The sequence below is a fragment of the Mesobacillus sp. QJM3NY_10 genome (assembly GCF_056173465.1).
In genome coordinates this window covers 193,093-210,843 of the sequence record NZ_CM149675.1, presented here as the reverse complement: position 1 = coordinate 210,843, position 17,751 = coordinate 193,093, and the positions used below count along the sequence as shown (strand labels likewise).

Below are 17,751 nucleotides of genomic sequence, written 5' to 3'. Positions count from 1 at the left end.
ACAAACACTGTTTTCGTAAAAATTGTTGTTAAAATCCTAAAGACGATTTTAACGTAATATATACCCATTTTGCAGGTCGGTAAGAAGTTTGCATGCTCTTTCTCATAAGAGGCGTCAACTTTACGAAGGAATATAGGGAAATCACTCCAATCTTGTATTCAATAGCAACAAAGTTTGAGAAAAGAGCCTTTACAAAAGGAACTATTCTCTCTTTTCATTCGTCTATTACTTGCATAGGAAAATGTTACCTGAGCAGGGATTGTAAGGATAATTCAACTCTGCTAGCATAATATTGTAAAAACGGATTGAGACAGGGTGTAGCAAATGGAGAAGCCTATTAAAAAATTTGACCGGTTTGATTGGACATTGACGCTCCTTTTATTGTTGTTCTTTCTGACAAGCTGCTTCGCGATATACAGCGCCCAGAGAACAGGCCAATATGTTGGACAGAACTTTTTATACAAACAAATCTTTTGGTATGTCGTTGGGTCGGGGATCATTGGTGTCGTGATGATGTTCGACAGCGAACAGTACCGCAAACTCAGCTGGTATTTGTACGGCTTCGGAGTCTTCCTGCTCATCTTCCTGTTTTTCGCTCCTGCCAGTATAGCCGAGGAAAGGAATGGCGCAAAAAGCTGGTTTTTCATCGAGCCGTTCGGTTCCATCCAACCTTCAGAATTCATGAAAGTCTTTCTGATTCTTGCCCTTAGCAGCACGATCTATGCCCACCATAAAAGGCATACAAGAAAGACACTTCAAACTGACTTCCTGCTTTTCATCAAGCTTGGCTTCATAACCGCCTTGCCACTTGGAATGATCATGCTGCAGCCAGACCTAGGAACCTCTCTCGTCGTGCTTGCGATTTTCACAGGAATCATCCTTGTTTCAGGTATCACCTGGAAAATCATCCTGCCGCTTTATGGCGGAGGTGCGGCACTTGGAGCAGGCATATTGTATCTCGTGATCTGGAAACCGGAAATCCTAAAAGAATACCTGGGTGTAAAAACGTATCAGTTCGGGCGCATTTATGCGTGGCTTGACCCAGAGAGCTACCCTGAATATGGCTACCATCTGCAAAAATCCCTCAGTGCCATTGGTTCCGGTATGCTTACCGGGAAAGGCCTGAAGGGCAGTGAAGTCTACATTCCCGAAAGCCATACGGACTTCATCTTCAGTGTGATCGGCGAGGAATTTGGCTTTGCGGGCGGCAGCTTTGTCATCGGCCTTTACTTCCTGTTAATCTACCATTTGACAAAAACCGCACTGGATACGAATGACCCATTCAATACCTACATTAGCGCGGGCGTCATCAGCATGATCACCTTTCACGTCTTCCAGAATATCGGGATGACGATCCAGTTGCTGCCGATTACCGGGATTCCGCTGCCATTCATCAGTTACGGCGGCAGCTCGCTTATGGGCAATATGCTCGCGATCGGATTGATTTACGGTATCCGGTTCCATCATAAAACATACATGTTTGCCTCGAAAGACAGGAGTTTTGATATATGAAGCTAGTAAGCCATTACCGCGACAATAAAACTTTAAGAAAAAGCTTCCTGCAGCTGGCACTTGATGTTTTTGGAATTGATTTTGAAAGCTGGCACGAACATGGATATTGGGGAGAGCGATACATCCCGTTCTCCTATGCAGATAACGACAAGATTGTTGCCAATGTCTCTGTAAACGAGCTCGATTTTATTATTGAAGGAAAAAGTTATAAAGCTCTTCAGATTGGCACCGTTATGACTCATCTGGAATATCGGAACAAGGGTCTGTCAGCAAGTCTGATGAACCATGTTTTGGACGTGTATCAGAGAAAGTATGATTTTATGTACCTGTTCGCGAATGATCGTGTGCTCGACTTTTATCCGAAATTCGGGTTTGAAGAGGTTGAGGAGTATCAGCATGCCGCAAAGATATCTGCTGGCCCAGGCGGATTCGATTTTAGGAAACTCGATTTGGCAGATGACCTGGATTTCATTGAAAAAACAGTTTACGGACGAGTGCCGGATTCAAAAACCTTTTCGACTACCAATTCGTCCGGGATTACGATGTACCATATCCTGAATATTTTTACCGACCATCTCTACTATCTTGCAGAAGAAGACGCGATTGTTATTTTCACAAAGGAAAACCGCGTTGTCCAACTGTACGATGTTATCAGTACATCACCTGTTAATATCAAAAACATTGTTGCTGGCTTTGGGGAAACAGACTGTATCGAATTCCACTTCACACCTGATTACAAAGACCTCCAGTTTCAGCGCGTTCCTTTTAAAAGAGAGGGAGCATTGTTTGTGAAAAAGGGAGCCGGACTGGAGCTTCCTAAGTTCATAAAACATCCATTCACCTCGGAGGCTTAAAGAACAAAAAGCACAAGCGCCTCGTTCAGCCCCGACAAGCGCTGGAGGGCCGACCGGTGAAGTCGTTCTTTGACTTCATTGGGCGGACCGAAGCGACTCGAGGGGCTAGGCGCTGGAGCTGGATTAAAAAAACTACATGGAGTTATCCACGACTCAATAATTTTATAAAGTCCTGGTTAACCATTAAAAAGGCTGAGCTGCTCAGCCTTTTTTCATTACCCTGGTTTTAAGTAGTGACTTTACAAAAAAATACACTATGAAAATACCCATTATCCAAAGGCCCATTTTATTCAGATCAAACAGCTTCAGAACTGCTCCTGCCAGCGTGACAAGATAAAGGATACCTAGCATTCCGTTCATTTCCCTGTTTTCAAAATAACCAGTCATCCTTGCGCCGAAATGGGAGCCGAATAGCGTACCGGCAATCAGCATCAGACCAATAAAGTAATTGATTTCCGTATTGATCGCATATGAGATGAATCCTACTGAGACGATCAACAGTACAGCAAAAAGACTCGTTCCGACTGCCTTTTTCGGATTGAAGCCCAGCGATGTAATGATAAGCGGTACGATGATGAACCCGCCGCCAACGCCCAGTGTTGCCGAAACAAAACCACCGAGAAAGCCAACAGCCAATAGCATTGGCATCGAAAAATAAGTTGGGGCAGGGTTCCCGTCGTCTGTCTTCTTGCCCTGGCGAATCATTTTTATCGCGAAATAAGTGAGCAGTATAATATAGAGGAAAGGAATGACGACTTCATCCCACCCTCGCGCTTCAAGAGCATACACAAGTGGTCTCGCCAGCTGCGTCGCGACAATACCACTTACTCCCATGATCAATCCCTCTTTCCAGAGGATATTCTTTAGGCGTATATGTGCTGTAATTCCCGAAATAGATGTACCCACTGTGAAAAACAAACTTGTCGTGATTGCTTCAAGTGGCGAAAATCCTACCAACAGTAATATGGGCGTCAGGATAAAGCCTCCGCCCACCCCGAAAAATCCAGAGAGGACACTGATCAAGCCGCCGAGCAGCAAATAGATTATGTATTCCATAGACAACTCCCTCTTTTTATCGAGTTCCTTTATAGAGTACCACTATTAGCCTGAAAATAAATAATCACTGACTTTTCATTTACCTGCGGCCTCTGATAACCGGCCGTCAGATGCGATCATCTCATTGCTGAAATAGTTGGCTCTAGCAGAATTAAACATGGTATACTCTTTACTAGGCTCATTTTGCTGCCTCCCTATAACAACTTAAAGGAGATACTTTTTCATGTCTGAATGGATACATGCGTTTGAAGAATGGCTGCTTGAATTTGGTTCCTGGGGACTATTCTTCGTGTCTTTCCTGGAATCTTCCTTTTTCCCGATCCCGCCTGATGTCTTGATGATCCCAATGGGAATCGCGAACCCTGACCGGGCATTGTGGTACGCATTCATCACAACAGCCGGATCCGTGCTCGGAGCACTACTGGGCTGGTACATCGGTAAAAAAGTTGGCCGTCCAATTCTGCGTTATTTTATAAAAGAAGAAAAAATCGCCCTAGTAGAAGGGTACTTCGAAAAGTACGGCGCGATGGCGATCTTAATAGCTGGTTTCACTCCAATCCCATACAAAGTGTTCACGATTTTTTCCGGAATCTCCAATGTGAAGATTCCAACACTAATCATCTGGTCCATTATTGGACGAGGCCTACGCTTCTTCCTTGAAGCAGCGATCATCGTTGCTCTAGGTGACAAAGCAATGCCATTCATTGAAGAAAACTTCGCGATGCTCACGATCATTTTAGGTGTCGTCGTGATTTTCGGATACCTGATTTACGCATATTTAAAAAGATCGAAGAAAGCATAACAATTAAAACCGAGCCCCTTGCTCGGTTTTTTATTATTTATAGCCCCTCTTAAATCTCGTACACAATCGAAGACTTCTTTAAAATCTGTACAGCCCTTCCCTCTTCTCTCTCTTTATATCAATAGTTTCAAAACTCAACACTCCCATTAGACGATGTTCCTTACTTTGTTTACATAGACAATATTTGGGTAGATTAAAGTATGCTTGCTAGCTAACTAAGGACTTTTTTCACAGGTTGAAGCTGCACTAGTTTTAGTTTTTATCCATACACATCCGCAGCTCGGCTTGAAAATCCAATTAAAATGAGGAGTGAGAAGTTTGAACAATAATTTTTACAATGGCTGGGACAGCATTCTTGGCAAACTGCCCAATGTGCTGATCGCGCTTGCAGTCCTGCTCGTCGGATGGCTTGTCGCAAAATTAATAGAAAAAGCAGTTTACAAAGGGCTTCAGAAAACAAGCCTTGATAACAAGCTTTTTTCGAATGTGAACAATAACAAGTATTCCGCTGAAAAAATCATCAGCAAGATTGTCTATATTTTAATTCTAGTATTTGTCTTCATCATGTTCCTGAATATCTTAGATTTATATGTTTTGACGGAGCCGCTCATCGGAATGTTCTCCACTATTGCCGCAGCGATTCCTAATATCCTGAAAGCAGGATTGATTCTATTATTTGCCTGGTTGATTGCTTCTGGCTTGAAATTCCTGATCCAAAAAGGCGGCAAGACGCTAGGTGTCCATGAAAAGTTAAGCAAGTATAAGCTTACGGACGACAACCAGCAGACGACGAATGCAGTTGATAAAGTCGCGAACATCGTCTTCTATCTTGTCTTACTGATGGCATTGCCAGCTGTATTGTCCGCACTGAACCTGCACGGCGTTTCAGAACCTTTCGAAAACATGATCGCAGGAATCCTGTCCTTCATTCCTAAACTTTTCGCGGCAGCGCTGATTCTTTTAGTCGGTTACTTTGTTGCTAAAATCGTTCGTGATATCCTGACGAACTTTCTACAAAGCATTGGCACTGAAACCTTAGTCCAGCGTTTCGGACTTTCTCGCTTATTTGAAGGCACTAGCCTTTCACGCGTGATCGGCACTGTTGCTTTCGTCTTGATATTAATCCCGACTGTCATCGCCGCTCTCGAGCGACTTGATGTCGAAGGAATATCTGAACCAGCCATCGCAATGTTGAATGACATCCTGACGATGATTCCAAATATCGTCGTAGCCATCATTCTTGTCATGATCGGCCTATGGCTTGGAAAATGGCTGAAAAAATTCACTGCTGATTTATTAAGAAGAATTGGTTTTGATTCCTATTTTAAAGGAGTAACTGTAGGTAGCGCTGCCAAGCGTTTTAACGCATTAAGCTTATCGGAAATTATCGGCTATATTGTCCAGGTCATCGTCGTCCTGCTATTTGTAGCTGAAGCATTGAATGTAGTAAACCTTGATTTCTTCGTCGACCTGGCACGAGGCGTCATTGCTTATCTGCCACATGTAATTGCCGCGATTGTCATCCTTGGTGTCGGCCTATGGCTCGGCGGGCTTGCAAAGAAAGTACTCAGCAGCATCCTGCAAGGGGACTCTTCCAATGTGCTGGCAACTGTCGCAAAATATGCGATCATCACCATTGCTGTCTTCATGGCCCTTGACCAGCTTGGAGTAGCACCAGCAATCGTAAACGCAGCGTTCATCCTGACACTTGGAGGACTGGCGCTCGCATTCGGACTCGCATTCGGTCTTGGCGGTAAGAACTTCGCTTCCAAATACCTGGCCAAATTCGATGAGAAAATCGAAAAAACCAGCATTGATCAGGCAGCGGTCCAACAGCAGAAAATGAAAAAGAACAACCCGGTCAACCCGAACCCTGCTACACCGCCGAACCTGAATAACCTGAATCAGAACCCTGGAACTGATCCAAACCTGAACAATCCGAACCAGAACCCTGGAACTGGTCCAAACTTAAACAATCCGAACCAGAACCCTGGAACTGGTCCAAACTTAAACAATCCGAACCAGAACAGAAACAATAACCCTATGGATCCTCATAACGATAACAACCCGATGAATCCATAAAAACAAAACACAGCTGCCAACCACGGCAGCTGTGTTTTTATGTATTTAGCTAAAATTATCAATGAAAAATATCACGAGAAACACGATGAAGGCATAGAAACTAAGATGCAGAATCACAGTAGTGAAAAATTCCTTCAGTTTATCAAATGAAAAAGGTTCACTCTTCCTTGTCCTCGCTCTCATAGCCAGCCTGTCCCCCTCTAGTAAAACTATCCAATCAGTCCATTTTTTTCTTTTAATAATCATAGCATAATCTAGTTACTTTGTGATTCACTTTTATGAAATATAGCGGACAGTTAACTTTCCAATATAAAAAGGGATGAAAACTTATCAGGACGACTAAAGGCAAGAGGAGGTTGTTTCAGAGTCCCAGACACAAAAAAAGAAAAACCCTCAAAATAGAGGGTCATCTCTGGCCGTAACTTTCAAATTTTTTGGACAGGCGTGCCATTTCTTCTTCAGTTAGTTCTGTTGGCTCGCCAATCGCTTTCGCCTGATAATAAATCTGAGCGCTGAACTCGATTTCCTCAGCGACTGTAAATGCTGTTTCGATGTTATGGGCACCGGCAATCATGCCGTGGTTCGCCAACAGCACAGCTCTTCTATCCACCATGCCTTCAAATGCCTTTTCGGCGAGCTCCTTCGTCCCGAATGTTGCATAGGGAGCGCACCTTACATTCGGACCGGCAAACGCCACCAAATAAGTAATCGGCGGAATGTCCCAACCAAGTGTCGCAATCGTTTTGGCATAGGGCGAGTGGGTGTGGACAAGCGCGTTTAAATCTTCGCGGCGCTGGTAAAAAATCAAATGCATGTCAAGCTCACTCGAAGGCTTTTTACTGCCATCAACGATTTCGCCATCCAAATTAATGATCACAATATCTTCAGGCTTCGTCTCGAAATAATCGATCCCGCTCGGACTGATGGCAACCAGTTGCTTTTCCCGATTGAAAATGCTGATATTTCCACCAGTCCCTTTAGTCAGGCCGCTTGAAATGATTTTCTTGCCGTATTTTACGACTTTCATCCGTTCTTCCAGAAGCAACATATGATGCGCCTCTCTTTCTCTAAAAATCTAGATAGGGAACGTCCTATTATCGCATATTATGGCTTGAAGCTGAATCCTTTAATACTTTTAAAAATTGTTCACCCGTTTTGTAGCTGCCGGATTCCAAGATGAACCGCTTCGCTGCAGACAGGCAAATCCTCTCTGCAAGAACGCGCTGCCCCTCATCAGAAATGGACGTTATATCCTTGACCTTCGCCAGGCCGGCAATACGGCGGATCATCTCCATGCCAGTTACCGAGGCAGTATCCTGAAGAACAGAATCCAGATACCAGCGGTCGAAGTCCTGCTCCTTCGCCATGATATCAGTGACATTATCCTTCCAACTTACCAGGAATTTTTCTACAAAAAGGTTTACCGTATCTTTGATTGTCTCCTCAAGCCAGGAAATATATTTCTCTTCAGCATTTGTTACATATGCGCGTGACCACGCGAACATCAGGTTCGCAACCACGTTGCCAACGTCATAGCCCATCGGACCGTAGAACGCGAATTCAGGATCGATTACTTTTGTTGATTCTTCTTTTACAAAAACAGAACCTGAATGCAAATCCCCATGTACAAGTGCCTGGGCATTGGTCATGAAAGCAAACTTCAGCTTCGCAGCTTCAAAGCGCAATTTATCATCACCATATATATTTTCTTCTATCCAACCCTTGTTTGCCGGGAACAAGTCATTTCGGTTGTTATGGTCAGTGAAAGGTTCAGAGTATACTAGGTCCTCGGAAATTTCGCACAATTCTGGGTTGATATAATCCTGGACAAGCGCCTTTTTCGCCTTATGCTCCATGACCACATCCGAAGTGAGCAGAAGCGTATTGACCATGAAAGTAGTCAGGTCATCCGCAAGCTTTGGAAAAATACGGCCTTCATTAAGCGCTGTACGGAGGATTGTATGATCAGAAAGATCCTCCATCACGCAGCAATTCATCACATCATCAAACAGGTATACATCCGGGACCAAACCTGGTGCCAGCTCACCTTCAAGCCTAAGCACATTGGATTCAATCCTGATCCGGTTTGTGGAAAGCTTGAATTCGTCAGAAATCCTCGCAGTATCACCAGCCTGTTTGACAATCAATGACTTTCCCGATTGCTCATCAATCACCTGGAATACGTAATTCAAATTGCCATCCCCAATTTCGGTACAGCTCAATTCAGCATCTTTATTAAAAAAATCGGTCTTTTCTTTTACATATGAAATGACCTCATCAGCATTCATCAAAAAATAAGTATTAAAATCAGCCATGGTGAACTTCCCCTTTCCCGCAGTAACAATTATAGAAATCTTTTAAAAATTATTATAGCTTAAGATTGTATTTCGACGCACTAAAAATCACTTCCAAACAAATAAAGCGAAGGCGACTGCTCAACTCCGACAAGCTTCTGGTAAACTTATGAACCTATCCATAAAAAAAGAAGACCGTCATCTGCCTTCTCTTTCATTTACAATCTCGTTTTCTAGCTTCCGTTTGTACAGCAGGTTCTTCTATAGGACACTTTCTCTCGCTTTCGCCTTCCGTTTGTCCGATAGAGCTCTTCTATCGGACATTTTCCCGCGCGTTCGCCTTCTGTTTGGTCGATAGAGCCCTTCTACAAGAAACGTATTCTATTACTCACATGGCAACAGAATCGTGAATGTGGTGCCTTTTCCTTCTGTACTTTCGACATTGATTCGGCCCCTCATTCTTTGGATAATATCAAAGGAAATCATCATGCCGAGGCCTGTGCCTTTTTCCTTCGTGGAGTAATAAGGGTGACCGAGTCTGTCGAGCTGCTCTTTGTTCATGCCGACTCCTTCATCCCGGAACTGGATTCTCACATTATTCTTGTCGACCTTGGCGATGATGTAGATGCTTCCGCCAGAAGGCATCGCTTCGATGCCATTTTTCAGGATATTAATAAAAACTTGTCTGATTTCATGGGCATCACCTTTGATGCAAAGGTTCTTATCGATTGCCTCCACTAATTCCGTATTGGCGAGATGCGAATAGGATCTCATGAAGTCAATCGTTTCTTTTAAAAGTTCGCTCAGGTCAATTTTTGCCATGCTGCCTGTATTTGGTTTTGCCAGCGAGAGGAAATTATCAATGATTGTCTGGGTACGATCCAGCTCCTGAAGGGATATCGTGATGAAGAGATTCTGGTTATCATTCAAATTCCTTTCTCCCTGGAGAACCTGCATGAAGCCTCTGATTGTGGTCATTGGGTTCCGTATTTCATGGGCAACCGAGGCTGCTAGCTGGCTGATTGCTGAAAATTTCTCAGCTTTGTGAAGCTCATGCATCAATTTAAGCTGCAAGTTGGTCATTTCAATGATATAAATGGTGACCGATAGCGCAACGAAAGAGACGAGTGAAAATACAAGCAAATACAGGTAGTCTTCCGCTTTGCCGGCGTTGATCATTGCCGCGAGTCTTGTCGTTGTGATCAGGCCGTACACAAAAAGGCCGAGCGCGATTTTTCTGTTAACAGTTGTATTCTTATATAATTTTTCAATCGAAAAAAATAGAATTAATATGACCATATAATTGACGGCCGTGACGGGGAGCTTGTCAATCCCCACAAATCCCTGCAATAACAACAGGACAGCCACAAGCAAAAAGCTATCAGTCCTGCTTAGATAAAAAAAGGCAATGAAGACTGGAATCAGCTTCAAGTCGAATTCCATGCCACCATGGAATCTTACAGGCAACGCCATTGTCATCAATAGCGCAGCTAAAATGGCCATTTTAAAGACTTGTTTCTTATATACCGAACGCTTCTGCATCCATAGAAAGTTATACATGAAGCCGAGCGATAATATAATTGAAAAATGCAGGATCAAATCTTTTATAAACTCTACCATTGTATCCCCCGGGGTTCTCCAGAATATGAATATATGCCTACATAATTATTATCTACTCCCCTTATGGATACTTCAATGGAAAATTCAGATATTTTTGATAAAATTGCATAATTTTGTCTATTTCTAAGGGATGCTATCGTATTTTGGGGTCTCAGGTATTTAGGGGGAACTAATTGGTGCGAAATGTTGTGCAGGCAAGCAACAAAGTTTGTAATCCGAAAAACTTTTTTACAGTGTCTGTAAAACTTATGCTATAATAAGAACAACCATTGCTTTACCGCATTAAACCCCACTCAATTGGAGTGGGGTTTTTTTATTAGGCTCTTTTCTCAAACTTTGTTGCTATTGCATATAATATTGGATTGAATCAGCTATTTTCCTTCGTGAAGTTGACGTTTCCTTATGAGAAAAGAGCATGCAAACTTCATACCGACCTGCAAACTGGATATATATTACGTTAAAATCAGCTTTAGGATTTTAACAACAATCGTTACGAAAACAGCCTTTTATTATTATTCAAATATACATGAACATAAAAAAACAAGCTCTGATGAATCAGAGCTTGTTTGTATGGGCTAATCCGTTATTATAGTTTTGTAACGTTAGCTGCTTGTGGTCCACGAGCGCCTTGCTCAACGTCGAAAGAAACTTCTTGGCCTTCTTCAAGAGTCTTGAAGCCTTCGCCTTGGATAGCTGAGAAGTGTACGAATACGTCTTCTCCACCTTCACGTTCGATGAATCCGAAACCTTTTTCTGCGTTAAACCATTTTACTTTACCGTTTTCCATTTTTGTTGCCTCCTAGTGTGATATCCACACAATTTGTTACTATTCTTGTCTCAGTGATATCCAGGCGAATCAAGCAGTGCATGTTCTTTCCTTGCATACCGAACAAAAATAATTCTTCCTAAGAATAACAGAATTGATAAGATAGTGCAAGTATTTAGGAATTTTCCAAAAACAGGGTTTTATAAAAAATCATTCAAAAGCCCATACTGGATTAATAAAAGTGAATCAGAAAATGTGGTATAATTAAAAGAACATGAAAGGGCGTGGCTAATTGAAAAGCGCAAGCAACATTTATAAAACAGGTCAATCGGTCAATATCAAGGAAACCGGCGAAACAGTGACAATCATGAAATCCCAATACGTAAAAAACATGAAAAGATATTCATACACTGTGAAGGAATACCCAAGCACATTTTACTTTGAGGAAGAACTAGAGAGTAATTAATGCCCCCACTAAAAAGCGTGCCACAGCTGAGCACGCTTTTTTTGTTTCTATTTTACTTTTTGCGGCCAAAGGCTGTATTTTCCCAGCTTGACCATGATGGCTGGTACAAGAATTGTTCGAATCAGGAATGTATCAATCAAGACACCGATCGCGACAGTGAACCCGAACATGAATAGTTCCATGATTGGCTGGGTGATCAGGACGGCGAATGTTGCGGCAAGAATGACTCCTGCTGATGAAATGACTCCACCTGTATGGGATAAGCCCCGACTGATCGCCTCTTTGATCGGATGGTTCCTTGCTTCCTCTTTTATCCTCGAAATGAGCATGATGTTGTAGTCCACTCCAAGTGCCACCAGGAAGATGAACGTGTATAACGGAATCCGGTAACTGATTTCAGAATAGCCGAAGAACTGGTCAAAGATGAAGAAGCCGGCTCCTAGCGCTGTAAAATAAGACAGGATGATCGTTGCCATCATATAGATGGGAGCAATCAGGGATTTTGTCTGCATGCCAAGCAGGACCATGATGACAACGGTCGTTAACAGGACGACCACCCATGTATCACGATCATTCACTTCTCGGACTTCTGCCTGCTTTGCGGTTTCGCCAGCATAGTAGAAGTTTGCACCTTCAAGGCCAGCATCTTGCTTCAGCTCTCCTCCCTGAATACGGATTTCATTCAACTGATCGAATGTCTTTTGGTCATAAGGATTGCCGGCAAAAACGATCTCCAGCTTTGCAGCATTTTTATCTTTAGAAAAATAAGAATTAGCCTGCAGGGCGAAATCAGGATTCACCTGTTCAACCCCATCCATATCAAGGAGCTCACCCCTTAAGGCTTGCAGCTCTTCTTTCCCTATTTCACTGTCACTTTCAACGATCAGGGTTGTCGGTGCCAGCTCACCCGGCGAGAAGTTCTTCTCCAGGATCTCATATCCCTGCCTTGACTGGATGTCATCAGGGAAAGATTTGATAAGATTGAATGAATAAGTGATATTGAGCGTGTTCAAGGCGATGGCCACCAGCGGGATGAGTACGAAGACTCCGCTCTTAACCGGATTTTCCACCACCATTTTCCCAAGCCTTGACCATATGGTCGCCTTTGCCGGAGCCTGGTCATCCACTTTTGGAAGGGACGGCCAGAACGCATTCCTGCCAAAAAGCACATACAGAGCTGGCAGCAACGTCAATCCGCCGAGCAGAATCAACACCAATGCAATCGAGAAGACCGGCGCAAAATTTCGGTACGGCTCATAAATGGCAGCGAACAACACAAGCATCGCTGCCAGCACGGTCCCGCCGCTGAAGAGAATCGGTTCAGTGACTTCCTCCATCGCCTGCTTCATCGCGGTAAATTTGCTTTCTACCTTTTTTAGTTCTTCTTTAAAACGCGCCACAATGAAAAGCGAATAATCAGTCAGGGCTGCAAACAACAGGATTGACATGATCGAGGTCGCCTGCGTCTCGATTTCCATCCCTGCAGAGCCAAATATCCCAATACTTTTATTAACCATTTCGTAGACGAGTCCTGCTCCTATTAAAGGTACCAATGCCAACAGCGGCGAACGGTAAATCAGGATTAACAGGATGAAGATCAATCCGACCGTCCCAAGCAGGAGCACGATATCCGCCCGGGCAAAGATGCCGATCATATCTGCGACAATCCCCGCAGGGCCGGTGATGGCCAGCTTGACCTCATCCTGGCTTTTCAACTCTTTCTTTGCCAGCTGCCCAATCTTTTTAATATTTTCATTGATTGTGCTGCGTTCAAGATTTTCTTTCAGTGATACTGGCAAAATGAGTGTCGTATTGTTTTCTGATAGAAACGTTGCTTTTGCCTGGGGTGGCATCTGATGGAACGGCACCACCGCCTTTACACCCTCTAGCTCCGCCTCTATCAGCTTTTTGCTGACCTGGTCAATGATCGCAAAGTCGGTTTCTGTGAATTCCCCCTTTTTATTAAAAACGAGCAGTGCGGGAATCCCATTGTCTTCAGGAAAATACTCTTTGATTTTTTCATCTGCTTTTAACGAAACGGAATCCTCAGGAAGACCCGACTCATTGACGCTTGTCGCATACTCACTCGCACTCGGGAAAAGCCAACCCATCAATATTGCAGCAAGGACCCAAATGGCCACGATTCCTTTCGAGCCCTTTTGGCTGCCTGAAAAAGCCGTTAATTTCCTAACCCACTTCATTTTTCCCTCTCCCCCTCTTTAATGTCTTTCGATAAGGCTCTTTTCGCAAACTTTGTCACTATTTAACAACAATCTTTACGAAATCAGCCTTCGATAAAAAATGTCGACACCAGGAAGAGGATAAAGCTGACAAGCAATGTCACCCCTCCGCCAATATAAAGGATGAGTGAAAAAGCCTCTGGTAAATCAAACGGCTTCAGGTTATGGACCCACATACCTGCTGTCAATCCTGTCGTGCCAATGATTGCAGTCCATGTATGCCACGCGGCCAATTTTTTGGACGTAATCGTGAATACCTCATAATAAACTGCCCAGGCAAACAAGGTCAGCCACCCGACAACCAGGATATGGGCATGGATCGGCCGAAACGCATACGAACCCGCACCTGCCATATGAGCCCCAAGCACCGCCCCGATTACTGAAAACACTGCTGAAAATCGAAGCAGCGCCAAATTTTTCCCCTTCATAAAAACTCCTCCTCCATAAGAAAAGCGCAAACGCCTTGGTCAGCCCCGACAAGCGCTGGAGGGCCGACCAGTGAAGTCGTTCTTTGACTTCATCGGGCGGACCGAAGCGACTCGAGGGGCTAGGCGTTGTAGCTAGACATTTCTAGAAGTGATTTTTATACATTCTGTATAAAAAAACCTTCTGATGACTTACGATTCTCATTATAAGAATCGAAAGTGAACAGAAGGTGAACTGGATATTACAAATGAGGTGGTGTGCTGTTTTACTTTTTAGGCAGCAACACAACGAACTCAGAACCTTTACCTGGTTCGCTGGTCACGTTAATACTTCCATCGTGCAATTTTATAATCCTGTCTACGATGGACAAACCAAGACCGGTGCCCTCGATTTCCTTTGATCTCGATGGATCAGCACGGTAAAAACGGTCGAATATCCGCTCGGTCTCTTCCGGGGACATGCCGATTCCGGTGTCCTTGAAGATGATTTTTACCAGGTCGGTTTCTTCATGAAGGGTGATTTCGATCTCTCCGTTTTCCTTATTGTATTTGATTGCGTTTGACAAAAGATTCTCCCAGGCATTATGAAGGAGGTTTCCATCGCCATGGTAGATGACTTCCGGCAAATGAAAGGTGAGGGCAATCCCCTTCTCATCAAGCTGCCATACATATTTTTGGATGAGTTCCTTCATTTGTGTTCCTAAATTAAAAGCGGCCGGCTTGAAGATAAACTCTTCTTTTTCCAGGGATGTCAGCAAAAGCAGCTGCTTTGTCATTAATGACAGCCGGTTTGTTTCCTGTTGGATCACCTGGATATAATGCGCCTTTTCTTCCTGCTTCAAACCCTCTTTTCCCAGCAGCTGGGTGTAGCCCTGGATGTTCAGCAATGGCGATTGGAAGTCATGGGATACATTCGAGACGAATTCTCTCCTCATCTGGTCAAGCTGGCTGAGCCTTAAGCTCATTTCCTCGAAGCTTCTTGCCAGGACACCAAGCTCATCCTGCCGGCTGATGTCCAGCTTGATATCAAAATTTCCCGTCTGGATCTCTTTTGTTGCGAATGTCAGCTTTGTGATCGGCTTTACAAGATACTTTGAAGCTATCAGTACAAGGATGACGCTGATGATGAACATGATTAGGATCATCCAGCCCATCAGCACATGGACTTCACTGAACAAAAGCTTGATGTCAGGCCTGATGAAGAGCGCATATCGTTCATTACCATAGGTGAAGGGCACACCTACCGTATTTCGGAGCTCATTCGCGAAAAAGCCAGTGACGAACGTTTCCATCGGGTAGTCCCTCATGCCATGGTAGATTTCCCCGCTCAGTACCGAATCTACGGCTCCCTTCTGAAGGTTGGGGTTTTTAAAAGGTGCGCCAAAGTACTGTTCGTAGCCACTTGCATTGACTGCGTAGATTTGGTATCCCATCGATGCGGCACTTTCGAGATAGTTTTCAAGCTCGATATTCTCCTGGCTCTCTATGTAGCTTGAAAGATTCTGCGCCACACTGACATTCTTCTCGTCGTTCAATGGCTTCACCAGCTGATGATAGTAGGTGTTGGCTATCAAAAATCCAAGCAGCGTGCTCGTCAGGATAATGGCTATGGTCGCTATCACAAATTTTGAATAGATGGATTTCATTTGCTTTGTACCTCAACCAAATAACCGACTCCGCGGATTGTTTTGATCGTGAAGTCATCGGTCAATTCAGAGAACCGGTCTCGAAGCCTTTTGACATGGACGTTCAGCGTACGTTCATCCCCTGAAAAATCAAGGCCCCAGATTTCCTCGATCAGCTGGTTTCTCGTAAACACCTGGTTCGGCTTCGCTGCCATGTAAGAAAGAAGCTCAAACTCCTTCAGAGGCAAAATCAGCGTCTTATCACCCACCTGAACCTCGAAGTTTTGCTGGTTGATCGTTACATTGCCAATTGTGATCAGCATATTGCTCCTCTTCTGATAGCGCCGGAATAATGCGTTGATCCTGAAAATCAGCTCCTTCGGGTCAAATGGCTTTACGATATAGTCATCCGTGCCTGAAAGGAATCCCTGCTCCTTGTCCTCAATCTGCCCCTTCGCCGTCAGCATGATCACCGGGATATCGTGCAGTTCCCGGATTTGCTTCGTTAGCTCATATCCGTCCATTCCGGGCATCATCACATCCACTACCGTCAAATCAATGACAGTTTCATTCAGCGTTTTCAAAGCACCTGTTCCATCCTGTGCCTGGTATACAACATGTCCTGCTCCCTGAAGCTGGCTTTTTACCAAAAATAAAATATTAGGATCATCATCGACAATTAAGATCGCTGCCATCACTGTGTCTCCTTACTCAGTTCTAGTTATGTTTATTATAGCGATTCCTGCTTACTTCGCCTAACTAATTACTTTTTGCCTATTAAACCCCATCTTCACTCTTTTAAACTCTATCATTTTTACTTATTTCGAGGCTCGAAATTTGTCTGAAAAATAGGTACCATACTCTATTAAATGTTTTTTAAAAATTCAGTAATATATATAGTGAATCTAGTTTATAGGAGGAATGACGATGAATTTGAAAAAGAAGGTTCTATCGGTTTCTTTATCAAGCATGATGGCTCTTGGCGCGGTGACTGCAGTGGCCCTGCCTGCAGGTGCTGTCGGGAATGGACCGAGTGCCGGAAATGGAGCCGTACAAACATCGATTTTGCATACATATGAAAGTTTAGTAGATTACCTGAAGACTCAGGATGCCAAACAGGAGGCAATGGAACTGGAAGTGATCGGCCAGACAGTCAAGGGCCGCGATATTCACATGGCAAAGTATATTTCCAATCCGGAAAACCCAACCGTGTTGTTCCTGACACAGCAGCACGGAAACGAGCAGCTGACAACTGAGGGAGCGCTTGAATTCATCAAGCATTTGGGCACTGGTAAAACTAGTGATGTACTTGATAATGTAAACATCCTTGTGATTCCGATGCTGAATGCGGACGGAGCAATGGGCGATGTCGACTTTTCACTTGAAGATTACCACGCTGATGGCGACCGCCACCTTACCCGCTATAATGCAAACGAAGTTGACCTTAACCGGGAGCACGCAAAAGAAACGAGCGATATGGAACCAGAAGCTCGCGCACTACACGAAAATGTTTTTGAAAAATATGAAATCGATTACATGATCGACCTTCATCACCAGGGCACGCTCAGCGAAACAGAAGGTGAACTTGTTTCTGGATCGATTCTTTATCCTACGAATGAAAATGTGAAGCCAGAGGTGCTTGAAGGTTCCAAGAAGCTTGGTGCAGTCGTATACAATGCGCTTGAAGATACTGGCTGGGGCCATATCGGCAAATATCGCGGCGGTACGGGAGAAAACATTGGCCGTAACGGCGCAGCTGTCCGCTATGACATTTCGACTCTATTATTCGAAATGCGCGGCATGTCCGACCATTTTTACGAGTCTTATGCGTTAGGCCAGAAGAGCAACGGCTACCTGATCAAGCAGACCATCACCACTTTGGATGCTACAGTAAGAGCGATTGCTGATGACTCTATCGAAAAGATGGATACCAGCTTCTGGGATACCCTTCCTTACCAGACGAACAGACAGAGCGAAGAAGCCGACGAATAAGTTTTTTATCAGTGTGA

At 44.0% G+C, this 17,751-nt stretch carries 15 protein-coding genes; 6 read left to right on the top strand and 9 right to left on the bottom strand.

The features are described 5' to 3' along the window. The first annotated feature begins 324 nt into the window (after positions 1-324). Both AC0VX7_RS01140 and AC0VX7_RS01135 read left to right on the top strand, forming a co-directional pair. Positions 325-1,512 (top strand): FtsW/RodA/SpoVE family cell cycle protein, encoded by a 1,188-nt coding sequence (locus AC0VX7_RS01140; RefSeq protein ID WP_475426310.1) that lies wholly within the window; start codon positions 325-327, stop codon positions 1,510-1,512. Next, positions 1,509-2,366: a GNAT family N-acetyltransferase gene (locus AC0VX7_RS01135; protein WP_475426309.1), complete on the top strand. Its 858-nt coding sequence runs from the start codon at positions 1,509-1,511 to the stop codon at positions 2,364-2,366. Before AC0VX7_RS01140 ends, AC0VX7_RS01135 begins: the two co-directional genes overlap by 4 nt. 201 nt (positions 2,367-2,567) lie before the next feature. On the opposite strand, the gene AC0VX7_RS01130 is transcribed toward AC0VX7_RS01135, so the two are convergent. Next, positions 2,568-3,422 (bottom strand): sulfite exporter TauE/SafE family protein, encoded by an 855-nt coding sequence (locus AC0VX7_RS01130; protein WP_475426308.1) that lies wholly within the window; start codon positions 3,420-3,422, stop codon positions 2,568-2,570. A gap of 223 nt (positions 3,423-3,645) precedes the next feature. On the opposite strand from AC0VX7_RS01130, the gene AC0VX7_RS01125 reads away from it, so the two are divergent. Both AC0VX7_RS01125 and AC0VX7_RS01120 read left to right on the top strand, forming a co-directional pair. Next, complete coding sequence (locus AC0VX7_RS01125) at positions 3,646-4,224, top strand: YqaA family protein (RefSeq protein WP_102264899.1); 579 nt, start codon at positions 3,646-3,648, stop codon at positions 4,222-4,224. A 318-nt stretch (positions 4,225-4,542) separates the two neighbouring features. Continuing rightward, positions 4,543-6,306, top strand: a complete 1,764-nt coding sequence (locus tag AC0VX7_RS01120; protein WP_475426307.1) for a mechanosensitive ion channel — start codon at positions 4,543-4,545, stop codon at positions 6,304-6,306. Between the two features lie 406 nt (positions 6,307-6,712). Here the strand turns inward: AC0VX7_RS01120 and AC0VX7_RS01115 are convergent, their stop codons facing one another. From AC0VX7_RS01115 to AC0VX7_RS01100, 4 genes are all read right to left on the bottom strand, one after another. Then, positions 6,713-7,354, bottom strand: coding sequence for an L-fuculose-phosphate aldolase (locus tag AC0VX7_RS01115; RefSeq protein ID WP_475426306.1), 642 nt, complete (start codon positions 7,352-7,354; stop codon positions 6,713-6,715). Positions 7,355-7,400: 46 nt separating this feature from the next. Further along, a complete protein-coding gene (gene mtnK / locus AC0VX7_RS01110; protein WP_475426305.1) occupies positions 7,401-8,621 on the bottom strand; it encodes an S-methyl-5-thioribose kinase in 1,221 nt (406 codons plus the stop codon). Between the two features lie 363 nt (positions 8,622-8,984). Then, positions 8,985-10,220 carry an ATP-binding protein gene (locus tag AC0VX7_RS01105; protein ID WP_475426304.1) on the bottom strand — a complete coding sequence of 412 codons (1,236 nt, stop codon included), beginning with the start codon at positions 10,218-10,220 and terminating at the stop codon, positions 8,985-8,987. A 586-nt stretch (positions 10,221-10,806) separates the two neighbouring features. Next, positions 10,807-11,007: a cold-shock protein gene (locus tag AC0VX7_RS01100; RefSeq protein WP_023626356.1), complete on the bottom strand. Its 201-nt coding sequence runs from the start codon at positions 11,005-11,007 to the stop codon at positions 10,807-10,809. Between the two features lie 271 nt (positions 11,008-11,278). Here AC0VX7_RS01100 and AC0VX7_RS01095 point away from each other — a divergent pair, with 271 nt between their 5' ends. Next, positions 11,279-11,452 carry a hypothetical protein gene (locus tag AC0VX7_RS01095; protein WP_214911033.1) on the top strand — a complete coding sequence of 58 codons (174 nt, stop codon included), beginning with the start codon at positions 11,279-11,281 and terminating at the stop codon, positions 11,450-11,452. Positions 11,453-11,499: 47 nt separating this feature from the next. On the opposite strand, the gene AC0VX7_RS01090 is transcribed toward AC0VX7_RS01095, so the two are convergent. The 4 genes from AC0VX7_RS01090 to AC0VX7_RS01075 all read right to left on the bottom strand — a co-directional run bounded on the left by AC0VX7_RS01090 (position 11,500) and on the right by AC0VX7_RS01075 (position 16,437). Beyond that, the gene (locus AC0VX7_RS01090; protein ID WP_475426303.1) at positions 11,500-13,653 is read right to left on the bottom strand and encodes an MMPL family transporter; all 2,154 of its coding nucleotides are present in this window, start codon (positions 13,651-13,653) and stop codon (positions 11,500-11,502) included. Between the two features lie 83 nt (positions 13,654-13,736). Continuing rightward, positions 13,737-14,120 carry a hypothetical protein gene (locus AC0VX7_RS01085; protein ID WP_215036379.1) on the bottom strand — a complete coding sequence of 128 codons (384 nt, stop codon included), beginning with the start codon at positions 14,118-14,120 and terminating at the stop codon, positions 13,737-13,739. A gap of 263 nt (positions 14,121-14,383) precedes the next feature. After that, a complete protein-coding gene (locus tag AC0VX7_RS01080) occupies positions 14,384-15,763 on the bottom strand; it encodes a sensor histidine kinase (protein ID WP_475426302.1) in 1,380 nt (459 codons plus the stop codon). Beyond that, positions 15,760-16,437: a response regulator transcription factor gene (locus AC0VX7_RS01075; RefSeq protein WP_475426301.1), complete on the bottom strand. Its 678-nt coding sequence runs from the start codon at positions 16,435-16,437 to the stop codon at positions 15,760-15,762. Before AC0VX7_RS01075 ends, AC0VX7_RS01080 begins: the two co-directional genes overlap by 4 nt. Before the next feature lie 232 nt (positions 16,438-16,669). Between AC0VX7_RS01075 and AC0VX7_RS01070 the strand changes: the two genes are divergently transcribed. Further along, positions 16,670-17,734, top strand: a complete 1,065-nt coding sequence (locus AC0VX7_RS01070) for a M14 family zinc carboxypeptidase (protein WP_475426300.1) — start codon at positions 16,670-16,672, stop codon at positions 17,732-17,734. Positions 17,735-17,751 lie beyond the last annotated feature (17 nt).

What these genes read in the sequence shown, in the direction of transcription:
- AC0VX7_RS01080 (WP_475426302.1), bottom strand. Translation starts at nt 15,763, where the DNA reads ATGAAATCCATCTATTCAAAATTTGTGATAGCGACCATAGCCATTATC.
- AC0VX7_RS01090 (WP_475426303.1), bottom strand. Translation starts at nt 13,653, where the DNA reads ATGAAGTGGGTTAGGAAATTAACGGCTTTTTCAGGCAGCCAAAAGGGC.
- AC0VX7_RS01115 (WP_475426306.1), bottom strand. Translation starts at nt 7,354, where the DNA reads ATGTTGCTTCTGGAAGAACGGATGAAAGTCGTAAAATACGGCAAGAAA.
- AC0VX7_RS01125 (WP_102264899.1), top strand. Translation starts at nt 3,646, where the DNA reads ATGTCTGAATGGATACATGCGTTTGAAGAATGGCTGCTTGAATTTGGT.
- AC0VX7_RS01085 (WP_215036379.1), bottom strand. Translation starts at nt 14,120, where the DNA reads ATGAAGGGGAAAAATTTGGCGCTGCTTCGATTTTCAGCAGTGTTTTCA.
- AC0VX7_RS01100 (WP_023626356.1), bottom strand. Translation starts at nt 11,007, where the DNA reads ATGGAAAACGGTAAAGTAAAATGGTTTAACGCAGAAAAAGGTTTCGGA.
- AC0VX7_RS01140 (WP_475426310.1), top strand. Translation starts at nt 325, where the DNA reads ATGGAGAAGCCTATTAAAAAATTTGACCGGTTTGATTGGACATTGACG.
- AC0VX7_RS01075 (WP_475426301.1), bottom strand. Translation starts at nt 16,437, where the DNA reads ATGGCAGCGATCTTAATTGTCGATGATGATCCTAATATTTTATTTTTG.
- AC0VX7_RS01105 (WP_475426304.1), bottom strand. Translation starts at nt 10,220, where the DNA reads ATGGTAGAGTTTATAAAAGATTTGATCCTGCATTTTTCAATTATATTA.
- AC0VX7_RS01130 (WP_475426308.1), bottom strand. Translation starts at nt 3,422, where the DNA reads ATGGAATACATAATCTATTTGCTGCTCGGCGGCTTGATCAGTGTCCTC.
- AC0VX7_RS01135 (WP_475426309.1), top strand. Translation starts at nt 1,509, where the DNA reads ATGAAGCTAGTAAGCCATTACCGCGACAATAAAACTTTAAGAAAAAGC.
- AC0VX7_RS01070 (WP_475426300.1), top strand. Translation starts at nt 16,670, where the DNA reads ATGAATTTGAAAAAGAAGGTTCTATCGGTTTCTTTATCAAGCATGATG.
- mtnK (WP_475426305.1), bottom strand. Translation starts at nt 8,621, where the DNA reads ATGGCTGATTTTAATACTTATTTTTTGATGAATGCTGATGAGGTCATT.